Origin of the sequence: Herbaspirillum seropedicae, assembly GCF_001040945.1 — a bacterium.
GTDB classification, from domain to species: Bacteria; Pseudomonadota; Gammaproteobacteria; order Burkholderiales; family Burkholderiaceae_D; genus Herbaspirillum; species Herbaspirillum seropedicae.
On record NZ_CP011930.1, the window covers coordinates 1980165 to 1994581 of the forward strand.

General features: G+C 63.4%; 13 protein-coding genes. 6 read left to right on the forward strand and 7 right to left on the reverse strand.

All coding sequences use genetic code 11. The annotated features are described in order from the left end of the window. The first annotated feature begins 1 nt into the window (after position 1). The 3 genes from ACP92_RS08695 (at position 2) to ACP92_RS08705 (ending at position 3481) form a co-directional block, all read left to right on the forward strand. Positions 2-1492, forward strand: a complete 1491-nt coding sequence (locus ACP92_RS08695) for an N-acyl-D-amino-acid deacylase family protein (protein ID WP_013233761.1) — start codon at positions 2-4, stop codon at positions 1490-1492. Positions 1493-1579: 87 nt separating this feature from the next. After that, entirely contained in the window at positions 1580-1963 is a 384-nt protein-coding gene (locus ACP92_RS08700; protein WP_006712914.1) for a RidA family protein, read from the forward strand. 165 nt (positions 1964-2128) lie between these two features. Continuing rightward, positions 2129-3481, forward strand: a complete 1353-nt coding sequence (locus ACP92_RS08705) for a GntP family permease (protein WP_013233762.1) — start codon at positions 2129-2131, stop codon at positions 3479-3481. 84 nt (positions 3482-3565) lie between these two features. Here the strand turns inward: ACP92_RS08705 and ACP92_RS08710 are convergent, their stop codons facing one another. Further along, complete coding sequence (locus ACP92_RS08710) at positions 3566-4099, reverse strand: hypothetical protein (RefSeq protein WP_013233763.1); 534 nt, start codon at positions 4097-4099, stop codon at positions 3566-3568. Positions 4100-4308: 209 nt separating this feature from the next. On the opposite strand from ACP92_RS08710, the gene rpsO reads away from it, so the two are divergent. The 3 genes from rpsO (at position 4309) to ACP92_RS08725 (ending at position 8676) form a co-directional block, all read left to right on the forward strand. Beyond that, positions 4309-4578, forward strand: coding sequence for a 30S ribosomal protein S15 (gene rpsO / locus ACP92_RS08715; RefSeq protein WP_006712917.1), 270 nt, complete (start codon positions 4309-4311; stop codon positions 4576-4578). 323 nt (positions 4579-4901) lie between these two features. Beyond that, positions 4902-7040 carry a polyribonucleotide nucleotidyltransferase gene (pnp, locus tag ACP92_RS08720; RefSeq protein WP_013233764.1) on the forward strand — a complete coding sequence of 713 codons (2139 nt, stop codon included), beginning with the start codon at positions 4902-4904 and terminating at the stop codon, positions 7038-7040. Between the two features lie 343 nt (positions 7041-7383). Then, positions 7384-8676 (forward strand): NAD(P)/FAD-dependent oxidoreductase, encoded by a 1293-nt coding sequence (locus tag ACP92_RS08725; protein ID WP_013233765.1) that lies wholly within the window; start codon positions 7384-7386, stop codon positions 8674-8676. A gap of 87 nt (positions 8677-8763) precedes the next feature. On the opposite strand, the gene ACP92_RS08730 is transcribed toward ACP92_RS08725, so the two are convergent. The 6 genes from ACP92_RS08730 to pxpB form a co-directional block, all read right to left on the reverse strand. After that, positions 8764-9768: a DUF2891 domain-containing protein gene (locus tag ACP92_RS08730; RefSeq protein ID WP_013233766.1), complete on the reverse strand. Its 1005-nt coding sequence runs from the start codon at positions 9766-9768 to the stop codon at positions 8764-8766. A 71-nt stretch (positions 9769-9839) separates the two neighbouring features. Continuing rightward, positions 9840-10826: a DUF979 domain-containing protein gene (locus ACP92_RS08735; protein WP_013233767.1), complete on the reverse strand. Its 987-nt coding sequence runs from the start codon at positions 10824-10826 to the stop codon at positions 9840-9842. Then, positions 10823-11548, reverse strand: a complete 726-nt coding sequence (locus ACP92_RS08740) for a DUF969 domain-containing protein (RefSeq protein WP_013233768.1) — start codon at positions 11546-11548, stop codon at positions 10823-10825. Before ACP92_RS08740 ends, ACP92_RS08735 begins: the two co-directional genes overlap by 4 nt. 269 nt (positions 11549-11817) lie before the next feature. After that, positions 11818-12558, reverse strand: a complete 741-nt coding sequence (gene pxpA, locus ACP92_RS08745) for a 5-oxoprolinase subunit PxpA (RefSeq protein WP_013233769.1) — start codon at positions 12556-12558, stop codon at positions 11818-11820. A gap of 9 nt (positions 12559-12567) precedes the next feature. After that, positions 12568-13602 (reverse strand): 5-oxoprolinase subunit C family protein, encoded by a 1035-nt coding sequence (locus tag ACP92_RS08750; protein WP_013233770.1) that lies wholly within the window; start codon positions 13600-13602, stop codon positions 12568-12570. Further along, the gene (gene pxpB / locus ACP92_RS08755) at positions 13599-14249 is read right to left on the reverse strand and encodes a 5-oxoprolinase subunit PxpB (protein ID WP_013233771.1); all 651 of its coding nucleotides are present in this window, start codon (positions 14247-14249) and stop codon (positions 13599-13601) included. The genes ACP92_RS08750 and pxpB overlap by 4 nt, the downstream gene beginning before the upstream one ends. Between the last annotated feature and the right edge of the window lie 168 nt (positions 14250-14417).

Consider the following 14417-nt stretch of genomic DNA (forward strand, 5'->3'; position numbering starts at 1 on the left):
CATGCTATCCACCACCCATGCCGCAGACGGCGAACGCCGCTGCGATATCCTGATCCGCCATGCCCTGGTCATCGATGGTTCCGGGGCCGAGCCCGTGGCGGCCGATGTGGCCGTACACAAAGGACGCGTCGCCGCCATCGGCAAGCTCGACGACTGGCAGGCCGCGCAAGAGATCGATGCCAGTGGTCGCGTGCTCTCGCCGGGTTTCATCGACGTCCATACGCACGATGACACCAACGTCATCCGCACCCCCGAGATGTTTCCCAAGCTCTCGCAGGGCGTGACCACGGTGGTGGTCGGCAACTGCGGCATCAGCGCTGCGCCGGTCACGCTCAAGGGCGAGCCACCGGACCCGATGAACCTGCTGGGCAAGCGCGAGGCCTTCCACTATCCGAGCTTCGCCAGCTATGTCGAGGCCGTCAATGCGGCGCGACCCGCCATCAACGTGGCGGCCCTGGTCGGCCACACGGCCCTGCGCAACAATCACATGGACCGTCTGGATCGCGCCGCCACCGAGAGCGAAATCGCCGGTATGCGCGCGCAATTGCGCGAGGCGCTCGAGCATGGCGCGCTGGGCCTGTCCACCGGGCTGGCCTATGGCAATGCCATCAACGCGCCCACCGAGGAAGTGCTGGCCCTGGCCGAGCCGCTGGCCGAGTTCGGCGGCCTGTATGCCACCCACCTGCGCAGCGAATTTGCCGACATCCTCGATGCAATGGAAGAATCCTTCCGCATCGGCAAGCATGCCCGTGTGCCGGTGGTGATCTCGCACCTGAAGTGCGCGGGCGTGGAGAACTGGGGGCGCAGCAGCGAAGTCTTGCATGCGCTGGAGAGGGCGGCGCGCCATCAGCATGTAGGCTGCGACTGCTATCCCTATACCGCCAGCTCCTCCACCTTGGACTTGAAGCAGGTCACGGGCGACTACGACATCCAGGTCACCTGGTCCGAGCCGCATCCTGAACAGGGCGGCAAGATGCTCAAACAGATCGCCGCCGAATGGGATGTCGACCTGCACGCCGCCGCCGCGCGCCTGATGCCGGCCGGGGCGGTGTATCACTGCATGTCCGATGACGACGTCAATCGCATCCTCTCGCATCCCGCCACCGTGGTGGGCTCCGATGGCCTGCCCAACGATCCCTTGCCGCATCCGCGCCTGTGGGGCGCTTTCCCGCGCGTGCTGGGTTACTACAGCCGCGAGCAGAAGCTGTTCTCGCTGGCCACCGCGGTCCACAAGATGACGGGCCTGTCGGCCCAGCGTTTCGGGCTGGATCTGCGCGGTTTCGTGCGGGTGGGCTATCACGCCGACCTGGTGCTGTTCGATGCCGAGACCGTGCGTGATGCGGCCAGCTTTACCGATCCCATGCAGCCAGCGCATGGCATCGAGGCGGTGTGGGTCAATGGCGAACTGGCCTATCGCGGTCAGGACAAGAAGGCGACCGCCGCGCGCGCAGGACGCTTCCTGGCGCGCACGGTGCAGAAAACGTCAGCCTGAGTTTTTTGGTCTTTCCGGATTTCCCTATCTCCGGATTTTCAGATTTCCAGGTTTTCAGGAAGCTTCAACAAACAACAAGGAGTAGCAATGAGCATTCAACGATTTGGTGTGGAAGGCGGCAGCGGCACGGGTGGCCAGCATCTGCCATTTGCCCGTGCAGTGGCCGCGGATGGCTGGCTGTATGTCTCGGGCCAGGTGGCGATGGAAAACGGTGAGGTGATCGACGGCGGCATCGTGGCGCAATCGCACAAGGCCATCCAGAACGTGCTGGCCATCCTGAAGGAAGCCGGCTACGGCCCCGAGCACGTGGTCCGTTGCGGCGTCTGGCTCGATGATGCGCGCGACTTCCAGTCCTTCAACAAGGTGTTCAAGGAATACTTCGGCGCCAATCCGCCGGCGCGTGCCTGCGTGGTCTCGAGCATGGTGGTGGACTGCAAGGTCGAAGTCGACTGCGTGGCGTTCAAGCGCTGAGCGTCCGAAAAAAAAGCGATGGCGGCGTTGGATGCGTCGCCATTTTTTCAAGGGATCGCCAAGTATCCCGCATGCAATGCGTAAATGATTTAGAGAATTAATTGTTTGCTGGCAGGGGTGTCGTGCGCCAGCAGGTGTCTTTGATCATCGGAAGAGGAGAAGCAGATGGAGGCAGTACAAGGAAGTGCGCTACTGGTGTACGCGCTGGTAGCGGTGATCGCACTGATCGTGCTGATCGCCAAGTTCAAGATGAATCCATTCATCGTATTGATCGTGGTGTCGCTGGTGCTGGGCCTGGCCGTGGGCATGCCGATGGGCAACATCGTCAAGGCCTTCGAGACCGGTGTGGGCAACGCCCTGGGGCATATCGCGCTGGTGGTGGGTCTGGGCACCATGCTGGGCAAGATGATGGCCGAGTCCGGCGGGGCAGAGCGCATCGCCAACACCATGATCAAGGCCTTCGGCGAGAAGAACGTGCATTGGGCCATGATGACGGTGGCCTTCATTGTCGGCCTGCCGGTGTTCTTCGAAGTCGGTTTCGTGCTGCTGGTGCCGATTGCCTTCAACGTCGCCAAGCGTACCGGGACCAATATGGTGCTGGTGGGCATTCCCATGGTGGCGGGCCTGTCGGTGGTGCACGGTCTGATTCCGCCGCACCCGGCGGCGCTGCTGGCGGTGACCGCATATAGCGCCGATATCGGTCGCACCATCCTGTATGCGTTGATCGTCGGTATTCCCACGGCCATCATCGCCGGCCCCATCTTCGGCAAGCTGATCTCCAAGGTGGTCATCCCCAATCCGGACAATCCGCTGATTTCGCAGTTCGTCGATGAGGGCAAGAAGGATCGTGAACTGCCGGGCTTCGGCATCACGCTCTTCACCATCCTGCTGCCGGTGGCGCTGATGCTGATCGGTAGCTGGGCCGACCTGTTCTTCGCACCCAAGACCTTCGCCAATGACTTCCTGCGCCTGATCGGCAATTCGGTGATCGCGCTGTTGATCGCCACCCTGGTGAGCTTCTGGACCTTTGGCCGCGCCCGTGGCTTTGGTGCTGACCAGATTCTCAAATTCACCAACGAATGCCTGGCCCCGATTGCCAGCATCACGCTGGTGGTGGGCGCCGGCGCCGGCTTTGGTCGCATCCTGATGGATGGCGGCGTCTCCAAGGCCATCGTGGGCATCGCCACAGACGCCCATCTGTCGCCGCTGATCCTGGGCTGGTTCGTGGCCGCCCTGATCCGCGTGGCGACCGGTTCGGCCACGGTGGCCATGACCACCGCCTGCGGCATCGTCGCTCCCATCGTCTCCACCGTTGGCGGCGTGCGTCCGGAGCTGATGGTGCTGGCCACTGGCGCGGGTTCGCTGATCCTGTCGCACGTCAATGACGGCGGCTTCTGGCTGGTCAAGGAATACTTCAACATGACCGTGCCGCAGACCTTCAAGACCTGGACCGTGATGGAAACCCTGGTCTCGGTACTGGCGCTGCTGTTCACGCTGGCGCTGGCGACGGTGGTCTGATGCACTGAGCGCGCTTGACGCAAGAAAGGCCAAGGGCCGCCCGGATTGCTCCGGGCGGCCCTTTTCCATTTGCTGCTGCGGTGCTCAGAAGCGGAAGCGCGAATCGTCGTAGCGCGGATCGGGACCGTTCTCGACTTTTTCGACAATGCCCTGGTCGGTGAAATAGACCGTCATCTGCGAATTCCAGACCCCGCTTTCCTTGTAGCCGTAGTTCCAGGCTTCGAAGGGGATGCGGGCGTAGCGCGTCACTTCGGTGGGGCGGCCGACCCGGCGCAACACGTCGAGCTTGGTGTCCTGCTTGGGGCGGATGGCGCGGAAATTCTCGATGGTCCAGACTTGCTCATAGGAAATGAGGCGATGGTCGGGGCCGATGCGGGCCATGTACTGATACTGGCTGAAGGGCCCGGCGCCGTATTCGAAGACCCGCACGTTGCCATCAGGATACACATTGGTCGGCGGCCCCAGACGGGCCACGACCTGGTCTTCGGGCTCGCCCGGCTGCACCGGCGGCTGCAGCAGCGAGGCGCAGCCCGACAGTGCACAGAGTGCAGAGAGGGCCAGCAGCGCGGCCGCCAGGCGCGGGCGGGTGCTTTGCAAGAGGGGGACGAAAGAGGGCATGGGAGACTCCTGATCAGATTGTCACTTCATTATCACCGGACTGCGACGTGGCCTGGCGGCACGCGGGCGTCGGTCAATGTTGGTGAGAATGACTTTTTGCTATATAATTTCGCGTCCGGTCGGTTTGACCGGATTCTCATTTTTTGTTCACGGTATGCAGGGCAGGGATTTTCCGACGCTCCGCACACCGCTTGTGAAAGGTAAAAGCAATGTCCATCGAAAAAGCAGCCAAGGCTGCCATTATCTCCGAAAACGCCCGCGGCACGAACGACACCGGTTCTCCGGAAGTGCAAGTCGCTCTGCTGACCGCACGCATCAACGACCTGAACGGCCACTTCAAGGCCCACGTCAAGGATCACCACTCCCGTCGTGGCCTGATCAAGATGGTCAACCGTCGCAAGAGCCTGCTGTCCTACCTGAAGAACAAGGACGCTGACCGTTACCGCGCCCTGATCGAGAAACTCGGTCTGCGTAAGTAATTTGACTCCGCGTCTGGGTCCCGGGGTGTCTGCCCCGGACCACCACGAAATGCCTGCGTCACTCGTTGATGCGGGCATTTTGTTTTTTGCGATTCCGCAAGCTCAGGCGTAAGTCTGGCTGAGGCAAGCGCAAAGCGCCCGCCGGGCAAGAATGCATCATTGTTTCATCGCGGCAGGCAGCACATTGCCGCGTTCGTCGTGAGTGGCCGGTCTCGCCGGTCACTGTGGTGAGGTGAACGACAGCGCCTGAAAATCTGTCGGCAAAAGGAAGTCGTGCACCGCGGACACAGTCGGGGCCGGCTCCATAAAAGAAAGGAAATACCGTGTTCAATAAAGTAACCAAGACCTTCCAGTACGGTCAGCATCAAGTGACCCTGGAAACCGGCGAAATCGCTCGCCAGGCTTCTGGCGCCGTGGTGGTGTCGGTGGAAGACACCGTCATCCTGGCTACCGTGGTGGCCCGCAAGGAAGCCAAGCCCGGCCAGGACTTCTTCCCGCTGACCGTCGACTACATCGAGAAGACCTATGCAGCCGGCCGTATCCCCGGTGGTTTCTTCAAGCGTGAAGGCAAGCCTTCCGAAAAGGAAACCCTGACCTCGCGCCTGATCGATCGTCCGATCCGCCCGCTGTTCCCGGAAGGCTACCTCAACGAAGTGCAGGTGATCATCCACGTGCTGTCGGTGAACCCTGAGATCGATCCTGACATCCCCGCCATGATCGGCGCCTCGGCCGCCCTGTCGCTGGCCGGCATCCCCTTCAATGGCCCGGTGGGCGCAGCCCGCGTGGGTTACATCGACGGCCAGTACGTCCTGAACCCGACCACTTCGCAGCTCAAGTCCTCGCAACTGGACCTGGTGGTGGCCGGTACCGAGACCGCCGTGCTGATGGTGGAATCCGAAGCCGACCAGCTGTCCGAAGAAGTCATGCTGGGCGCCGTCGTGTTCGGTCACGACCAGTCCAAGGCCGTCATCGAAGCCATCCACGCCCTGGTGCGTGACGGCGGCAAGCCGGAAGTCCAGTGGACCGCCCCGGCCAAGAACGAAGCCTTGATCGCCCGCGTCTCTCAACTGGCCGAAGGCCCGCTGCGCGAAGCCTACCAGACCAAGGACAAGCAAGCCCGTACCGAAAAGCTCAAGGCCGTGACCGCCCAGGTCAACGAAGCCCTGGTCGCTGAAGCCGCTGCCAACAACGGCGTGGCTGCGGATGCTGCCGAAGTCGGTTCCATCCTGTTCGACCTGGAAGCCAAGATCGTGCGTTCGCAGATCCTGGAAGGCGAACCCCGCATCGACGGCCGCGACACCCGCACCGTGCGTCCGATCTCGATCCGTACCGGCGTGCTGCCGCGTACCCACGGTTCGGCCCTGTTCACCCGTGGCGAAACGCAAGCCCTGGTCATCGCGACCCTGGGTACCGCACGCGACGAACAGAAGATCGATGGTCTGCTGGGTGAATACTCCGACCGCTTCATGCTCCACTACAACATGCCTCCGTTCGCCACCGGCGAAACCGGTCGCGTGGGCACCCCGAAGCGCCGCGAAATCGGCCACGGCCGCCTGGCCAAGCGCGCGCTGATCGCCGCGCTGCCGGCGGCTGACGAGTTCAGCTACTCGGTGCGCCTGGTCTCGGAAATCACCGAGTCCAACGGTTCCTCCTCGATGGCGTCGGTGTGCGGCGGCTGCCTGGCATTGATGGACGCCGGTGTGCCGATGAAGGCCCACGTGGCCGGCATCGCCATGGGCCTGATCAAGGAAGGCAACAAGTTCGCCGTGCTGACCGACATCCTGGGCGATGAAGATCACCTGGGCGACATGGACTTCAAGGTGGCCGGTACTGCCAACGGCATTACCGCCCTGCAGATGGACATCAAGATCCAGGGCATCACCAAGGAAATCATGCAGGTCGCGCTGGAGCAGGCCAAGGAAGGCCGCCACCACATCCTGGGCAAGATGCAGGAAGCCGTGCCGGCCGGCCGTGCCGAGCTGTCCGACTTCGCACCGCGCCTGATCACCATCAAGATCAACCCGGAAAAGATCCGTGACGTGATCGGCAAGGGCGGCGCAGTCATTCGCGCCCTGACCGAAGAAACCGGCACCCAGATCGACATCAGCGACGAAGGCGTGGTCACCATCGCCTCCGTGGATGCGTCGGCTGGCCAGGAAGCCAAGCGCCGCATCGAAGAGCTGACCGCTTCCGTGGAAGTGGGCAAGATCTACGAAGGCACCGTCCTGAAGCTGCTGGACTTCGGCGCCATCGTCCAGGTCCTGCCGGGCAAGGATGGCCTGCTGCACATCAGCCAGATCGCCAACGAGCGCGTCAATGCCGTGGCCGACTACCTGAAGGAAGGCCAGCAAGTGCGCGTCAAGGTTCTGGAAACCGATGACCGTGGCCGCCTGAAGCTGTCGATGAAGGCTGCCCAGGCTGAAGAAGGCGGCGAAGCTGCTGCTCCGCAAGAAGCCCAGTAAGACCGTCTGCCGCGGGCAGCCGATGAGCTTGTCCCGGCAGGTCTGACCAGGTAACAAGGAAGTCCCCCGTGCCGCAAGGCCGGGGGATTTTTTTTTGCCGGGATCGGCTACCGGGGGAGCGGACAATCTGCCCACGTGATTTCGAACCAAAAGTATGCGATTCTGTCGGTCTGCATTGAGGGACATCAATGTCCTGGTATGCCGCGCTCATCAGGGGAGGCGCGGGCGATACTGCCATGCAGGCATATCCGAATAGAGAGTAGGGGACAGCTGCGCAACCCGGCCACGTCAGAGGGACGGGTTTGCGCGGACAGAACAACAGGTTACTTTTGAAAGGAAGGCAATGCCCCACGTAGTCATCATCGGTTGTGGATTCGGCGGCCTGGCCGCCGCGCGCGAACTGGCCAATGCCGAGGTGCGCATCACCATGATCGATCGCAGCAACCACCACCTGTTCCAGCCGCTGCTCTACCAGGTGGCCACGGCAGGGCTGTCGGCCCCGGCCATCAGCGCACCGATCCGCGCCATCCTGGCGCACCAGCGCAACCTGACCACCTTGATGGCCGCCGTGACGGGCATCGACACCGCCGCCAAGACAGTGCAGCTCGAAGACGGCAGCACGATGGCCTACGACCACCTGATCGTGGCCGCCGGTTCCACCCACAGCTATTTCGGGCGGGATGAGTGGAGCAGCCTGGCGCCCGGCCTGAAGACCCTGGAAGATGCCTTCGAGATCCGCAAGCGCATCCTGATGGCCTTCGAGCGCGCCGAGCGTGAGAGCGATGCGCGACGCCGCCAGGAATGGCTGACCTTTACCGTCATCGGCGGCGGCGCGACCGGCGTCGAAATGGCGGGTACGCTGGTAGAGATTGCCCGCCACACCCTGGCCGGGGAATTCCGCAACATCGATCCGCATTCGGCGCGGGTGGTGCTCATCGAAGGATCGGACCGCATCCTGGGCGCCTATCCGCCCGACCTTTCCGACAAGGCGCGCGAGCAATTGCAGAAGCTGGGCGTGGACGTGCGTACCGGCAGCCGCGTGGTGCATATCGATGAGACCTGCGTGCGTTATACCAACTTCGATGGCGAACAGACCTTGTCCACCCGCACCGTGATCTGGTCGGCCGGGGTGGCCGCCTCGCCGCTGGGCCGTGCCCTGGGGGTGGAGCTGGACCGCGCCGGCCGTGTGCCGGTGTCGCCCGAGCTCAATATCGCCGGGCATGATGATGTCTATGTCATCGGCGACCTGGCGGCGGCGCAGTCGGAGGGCAAGCCGGTACCGGGCGTGTCGCCGGCGGCCAAGCAGATGGGGCGCGTGGCGGCACGCAACATCAAGCACCGCATTGCCGGCCAGACGCCGGAGACCTTTGTCTACCAAGACTATGGCTCACTGGCCACGATCGGCCGCAAGGCGGCCATCGCCATGGTGGGCAAGCTCAAGTTCTCGGGCTATCCGGCCTGGTTGTTCTGGCTGTTCGTGCACGTGTATTTCCTGATCGGTTTCCGCAACCGCATCATGGTGATGGCCGATTGGGCCTGGGCGTATTTCACCTTCAAGCGCAGTGCCCGGGTCATTTCGGCGACCATGCCGACGCAGGCCGAGCAGTCGCCCTTGCGCAAGGAAGCGGCTGAATAGGCCCTCTCGGCCCATCAGCAGAAAGCCCTCGTTTCCGGTGACGGAAGCGAGGGCTTTCTTCTTTCTTGCAGGGATGCCGAGTGTGGCTCAGTCTTCCAGCGCCAGCATGGCGAAACTGGCCAGCCAGTGGCCGCCGCTGTAGTGGCTGCCGACGACCTGGTCGATGGAGGCCGCGATGTGGCGCTGGATGGCAGCCTCGATGGCGCTGCGTGCGGCGTGGCCCGCGGGCAGGTGGCGCAGCACGGTCTTCATGCACCAGGCGCGCGAGAGGTTCAGGCCGTCCAGGTGGGCGATCTTGGGATCGGTCGGGTCGGAGACGAGGGCCGGCTGCATGATCTGCTCGATCTCTGCCACACGCGGTAGGTACTGGTCGAACCAGGCGGCGAAGGCTTGCGCCGACAGGACCTTGCTCATCAGGAGCGCCTCGGTGAGCGCGCCAGAGATGTACTCGTCGCCGCCGGGTTCATAGTGGGCAGGATAGTCGGTGTCCTTGCCGTAGTAGCGCTGTGCGCTGGCCAGGATGACCTGTTCCAGTTCGATATCCTTGACATGGCGCGCCTGATCCAGCGACAGCGCCAGGGCGAAGGCGGTGTTGTAGTGCGTGCCAACCCGGATCGGATAGCTCAGCTTGGACAGGTACTCCAGCAAGCGGCGGCGGATCTCCAGCGTCAGTGGCTGCATCGCGGTGCGCCAGCTAGCAGCACGCGGCAACGTGGATTGCGCCAGTTCCTGGTCCAGTGCGAGTATCCAGCCGAAGCCATAGGGACGTTCGAATGAGGCGCGGCCACCGACGCGGAAATAATCGGTCTCGCGCTCCATCAGTTCGGGCGTAAAGTGTTCATCGAAAATGGCCTCGACCTCAGCGCGCGCGGGCAGCTCGGGATAACGCTGTACGCAGCGCAGCAGCAGCCAGAAGCCATGCACAGCCGAGTGCCAGTCATAGCAGCCATAGAACACCGGATGCATGGCGCGCGGAGAGAGCACATCCCCGGCGTCATTGAGCACGTGCATGATGTGATTCGGATATTCCTGGCGCAGATAGGCCAGCGGCATGCGGGCAAACTCTTCAGCCCGTTCCAGTGTGAGTTGCATGGGGACTCCTTGAGGCAATGTGGGAGACCTGGCCAGCATCGTCTGCGGCCAGGTCCGGCCCTCCGAACAGATCAGCGGAAGGCGAGGAAGTACATCAGGAACACGTTCACCGTCAGCAGCGTCAGCGCGGTCGGGATCTGCACCTTGATGACCTGGTACTTGTTCTTCAGTTCCAGCAGCGCCGCCGGCACGATGTTGTAGTTGGCCGCCATCGGCGTCATCAGCGTGCCGCAATAACCGGAGTACATGCCGATGGCCACCAGCGGCGCCGGGTCGGCGTGATGGCCCAGGATCAGGAAGGGCAGGGCGATGCCGGCGCTCATCACCGGGAAGGCGGCGAAGGCGTTACCCATCACCATGGTGAACAGCGCCATGCCCACGCAGTAGATCACCACCACCAGGAAACGGTTGTCGGGATTGACGAACAGGCTCACCACCTGCTGTACCGACGTACCGGTCTTGGCCGCCACGAAGACGCCACCCAGCATGGCCAGCATCAGCGGCAGGATGGCGGCCCAGCCGATGGAATCCACCAGGCGGCGCGACTGGCGTACCGCTTGCAGTGGCGTGCCACGGGTCAGCACGCAACCGGCGATGAGTGCACACACGCAGGCCACGCACAGAGCCGCCAGCGTGAGCTGCTTCTGGTCCAGCAGCATCACGCCGCCCACCGAGACGCCCTTGAGCAGCACGGTACAGGCCACCGTGATCACCGGGATCAACACTGCGGGGAAGAACAGCCAGTTGCCCAGTCGCTTGGAGGACGCCACGCGTTCTTCATGCGTGGAGGTGGCATAGCTGCCCATGGAGAGCAGGCCGGTGCCGGCGATCAGGGAGATGATGATGACGGTGCCGCCGATGATACGGTGGGCCATGGACTTGCCGAGGTTTTCCACCAGCAGGTCACCGAACAGGAAGACCGCGCCGAAGAGGAACCAGAACAGCGCCGTGGTGAAGCGCTTGGGGTTGCCCTTGTCGCGCAGGGTCATGACGGTCAGCATCATGACGATGATGCCGATGAGGTAGTAGATGCGATTGATCGAGATGAGCGTATTCATGCGGACACCTTGGCAGCGGATTGGGTGGCCTTCCACGCATCGACATCGCGGCGGATGGAAGCGTCGAGGCGGGTCAGGCGGAACATGTGGATCACCAGTGCCGACAGGGCAGTGGGGATGGCCCACAGGCCGATGTGCAGCGGCTCGATATTGGTGATGCCGTTTTCCTTCAGGAAGGCGTCCATGAGCAGCACCGCGCCAAAGGCGATGAAGATGTCTTCGCCGAAGAAGACCGCGATGTTGTCGCACGCCGCAGCATGCGCCTTGATCTTGTCGCGGATGTGTTGCGGCAGGTCTTCGCCATAGGCGTTCACTGCAGCCCCCTCAGCCATCGGCGCCAGCAGCGGACGCACGGTCTGCGCCTGGCCACCGAGGTAGATCAGGCCGAGGGCGGCCGTGCCTTCACGCAGGATGAAGTAGAGCATCAGGATGCGCGCCGAGGTGGCGCTGGCGATGCTGGAGATCCAGGCCTGGGCACGCTCCTTCAGACCATAATGTTCCAACAGGCCGATGATGGGCAGGATCAGCAGGAAGGTCGCCAGCGAACGGCTGTTGACGAACTTCTCGCCGAAGGTTTCCAGCAGCATGCCGAAATCCATGCCCACCGACAGGCCGGTGGTGAGGCCCGCGACCGTGACCACCAGCAGCGGATTGAAACGCAAGGCAAAACCGGCCACGACGATCGGTATCCCGATCAGGGGCAGCAGTGTCGTACTCTCCATGAAAAACTCCCTATGTGAATGTGGAAAAGATCCTATCGTCCTAGTGCAAGGTCCGTGCCAACTGCATCGCGCAAAGCCTTGCCGGGTCTGGCTTTGCGGCAATCACTGTAGTGTCGGGACGTGACTTTTCCTGCGGCCTCGCGGGCCTCGTACTGGCGACTTTTCTTCTTGTGGTTGGAACAGAACTACCGCTTGTGACTACCTTGAATCCTGTCGTACGGCGCACATTCCCGCATGGTGCGATGTTGCGTAAGACATCTCACACCGTCTCACGCCGCCGCGCGCACCGCGATGCGCTCTTCGTGCAGGCGCGCCCGAATCTGGCGCGCAAAATCCAGTGCATGCGCGCCATCTCCGTGCAGGCATACGGTCTGTGCATTGACTTCGACGATGCTGCCGTCGATGGCCTTGACCTTCTTTTGCTTGACCAGCATCAGGGTCTGGGCGATGGCGTCGGCATCGTTGTCGATCAGGGCGCCCGGCTTGCTGCGCGCCACCAGGCTGCCATCGGCTTCATAGGCGCGATCGGCGAAGACTTCTTCCACCGCATTGAGGTCGGCATGGCGGGCGGCGGCGATCAGTTCGCTGCCGGCCAGGCCATACAGGCTCAGCTCGGGATTGAAGGTGCGGATGGCAGCGCAGATGGCATTGGCCAGCACGGCATCCTTGGCGGCCTGGTTGTAGAGCGCGCCGTGCGGCTTGACGTGGGTCATGCGGCCGCCTTCAGCGCGCACGATGGCCTCGAGCGCGCCGAGCTGATAGAGCATGCCGCTGACGATTTCCTCGGGCGGCAATTGCATGGCGCTGCGGCCGAAGTTCTCGCGATCGGGGAAGCTGGGGTGTGCGCCGATGGCCACGTGATTCTGGATCGCCCAGCGCACGCTGCGGCGCATGGTATTGGCATCGCCTGCATGCCAGCCGCAGGCGATGTTGGCGGAGCTGACCAGGGTCAGCAGTTGTTCGTCGGTGTCGCAGCCTTCGCCGAGGTCGGCATTGAGATCGATATGCATGGCGTTCCCTTATTTCTTGTAGAGCGTGGCGCGCGACCAGTCCAATGCGGCGACCGTGGCGCGGATGGAGTCGAGGTAGCGTTGCTGTTCTTCGGCGGCGGCCAGGGCATCGGCCATCTCGCAGGGTTCCAGCCGCAGCGTGGCGTTCAGCGGCGCTTGCGCCAGCTTCCACAGGTCGGCGCCGATGATCACGCCGATCTTGGGATAGCCGCCGGTGGTCTGCGCATCGCCCATCAGGATGATGGGCTGGCCCGAGGGCGGCACCTGGATCACGCCCGGCACTACGCCGTGCGAGAGCATGTCGCGGCCCTGCTTGCGCTTGAGTTCCGGGCCTTCGAGGCGATAGCCCATGCGGTTGCTGTTGGGTGTGACGCGCCAGGTATCGGACCAGAGCGCTTCGCGCGCACTCTTGCTGAACTGGTCGAATTCGGGAGCGGGCAGCACGCGCAGCGTGACGTGCTGGCTATGTTCGTCGGCGCGCAGGGCCAGGCCGCTCCAGCGCGGCGAACGGACACCGAAGGCAGGGCCGTGGACGGCGGCGGCAGCGGCTTGCGCATCGCCGATGGGCAGCTTGTCGCCGCGTTTGAGCGCACGTCCTTGATGGCCGCCGAAACCGGCCTTGAGATCGGTACTGCGCGAACCCAGCACCAGCGGCACATCGATGCCGCCGGCCACGGCCAGGTAGGTGCGCATGCTGTGACGCGGCGCCTGCTCGGGCGAATCGGCGGCGGCCAAGCTCAGTTTGAGGATGCTGCCGGCGCGCACCGGAATGCTCCAGCATGCCGCGATGGGCTTGCCATCGAGCGTGGCGCCGATGTCGTCGCCACCGAGGGCGATGCGGGTGGCCCGGGTGAAGCGCAGCTCGGCCACGCCCATGGTGATTTCCAGCCCTGCCGCATCGACCGGATTGCCGACCAGCAGGTTGGCGCTGGCCAGGGCCAGGGTATTGAGCGCGCCGCCGGGATGGATGCCCAGGCGGCGATGGCCGTAGCGGCCCATGTCCTGCACCGAGGCCAGCATGCCGGGTTGGATGATGTCGATCATGAGGCTACGCGCTCCACGGTAAAGCGTACACGGTCGCCGGGACGCAGCAGCGTGGGCGGTTCCTGGGAAGGGTCGAACAGTTGCAGGGTGGTGCGGCCGATGAGTTGCCAGCCCCCCGGCGAGGCCATTGGGTAGACGCCGGTCTGTTCGCCGCCGATGCCGACCGATCCGGCCGGGATGCTCACGCGCGGCGTAGTGTGGCGCGGAGTCGCCAGGCTGGCGTCGAGTCCGCCCATGTAGGCGAAGCCGGGCAGGAAGCCCAGGAAGTAGACGACGTACTCGGCATTGCTGTGACGGGCGATCACTTCCTCTGTCGACAGGCCGGTATGGCGCGCCACGTTGTCGAGGTCAGGGCCGGCGCTGCCGCCGTAGACCACCGGGATCTCGACCGTGCGCCCGACGCTGCGCTCGCCGCTAAGCTTGGGCCAGGTCGTCTCGATGCGGTGCGCCAGGATCTCCAGGTCGACCACGGGGCGTGTGGTGATGAGCGTCAGGTTGTTCATGCCGGGCACGACTTCGCTGACTTCTTCCCATTGGCCGGCCAGTTCGGCCAGCGCCCAGATGCGCTGCTGCTGGGGCAGGGTGGCGGGCGCCGGCAGACTGCATAGCAGTGCGCGATCGCCCAAAGGGTGGAGCTGTGGCTGCATGTGTCTCTTGCCTCGCCGTTGATTTTTGTTGAGAACCCGCCGATGCCGCCGACGGGGTCAAGGTGCGTCTGGTGATGCCCTGCTTTTTTGCGGATATTACATTCCAAAGAAAATATAAACAATATGTCGATAAATTATTTATTTGGTCTTTACGTTATAGTGTTGCCA

Coding starts and splice junctions, on each gene's coding strand:
- rpsO (WP_006712917.1), top strand. CDS start 4,309: ATGTCCATCGAAAAAGCAGCCAAGGCTGCCATTATCTCCGAAAACGCC.
- ACP92_RS08730 (WP_013233766.1), bottom strand. CDS start 9,768: ATGCAACTCACACTGGAACGGGCTGAAGAGTTTGCCCGCATGCCGCTG.
- ACP92_RS08750 (WP_013233770.1), bottom strand. CDS start 13,602: ATGATCGACATCATCCAACCCGGCATGCTGGCCTCGGTGCAGGACATG.
- pxpA (WP_013233769.1), bottom strand. CDS start 12,558: ATGCATATCGATCTCAATGCCGACCTCGGCGAAGGCTGCGACACCGAC.
- ACP92_RS08735 (WP_013233767.1), bottom strand. CDS start 10,826: ATGAATACGCTCATCTCGATCAATCGCATCTACTACCTCATCGGCATC.
- ACP92_RS08700 (WP_006712914.1), top strand. CDS start 1,580: ATGAGCATTCAACGATTTGGTGTGGAAGGCGGCAGCGGCACGGGTGGC.
- ACP92_RS08710 (WP_013233763.1), bottom strand. CDS start 4,099: ATGCCCTCTTTCGTCCCCCTCTTGCAAAGCACCCGCCCGCGCCTGGCG.
- ACP92_RS08705 (WP_013233762.1), top strand. CDS start 2,129: ATGGAGGCAGTACAAGGAAGTGCGCTACTGGTGTACGCGCTGGTAGCG.
- ACP92_RS08695 (WP_013233761.1), top strand. CDS start 2: ATGCTATCCACCACCCATGCCGCAGACGGCGAACGCCGCTGCGATATC.
- pxpB (WP_013233771.1), bottom strand. CDS start 14,249: ATGCAGCCACAGCTCCACCCTTTGGGCGATCGCGCACTGCTATGCAGT.
- ACP92_RS08740 (WP_013233768.1), bottom strand. CDS start 11,548: ATGGAGAGTACGACACTGCTGCCCCTGATCGGGATACCGATCGTCGTG.
- ACP92_RS08725 (WP_013233765.1), top strand. CDS start 7,384: ATGCCCCACGTAGTCATCATCGGTTGTGGATTCGGCGGCCTGGCCGCC.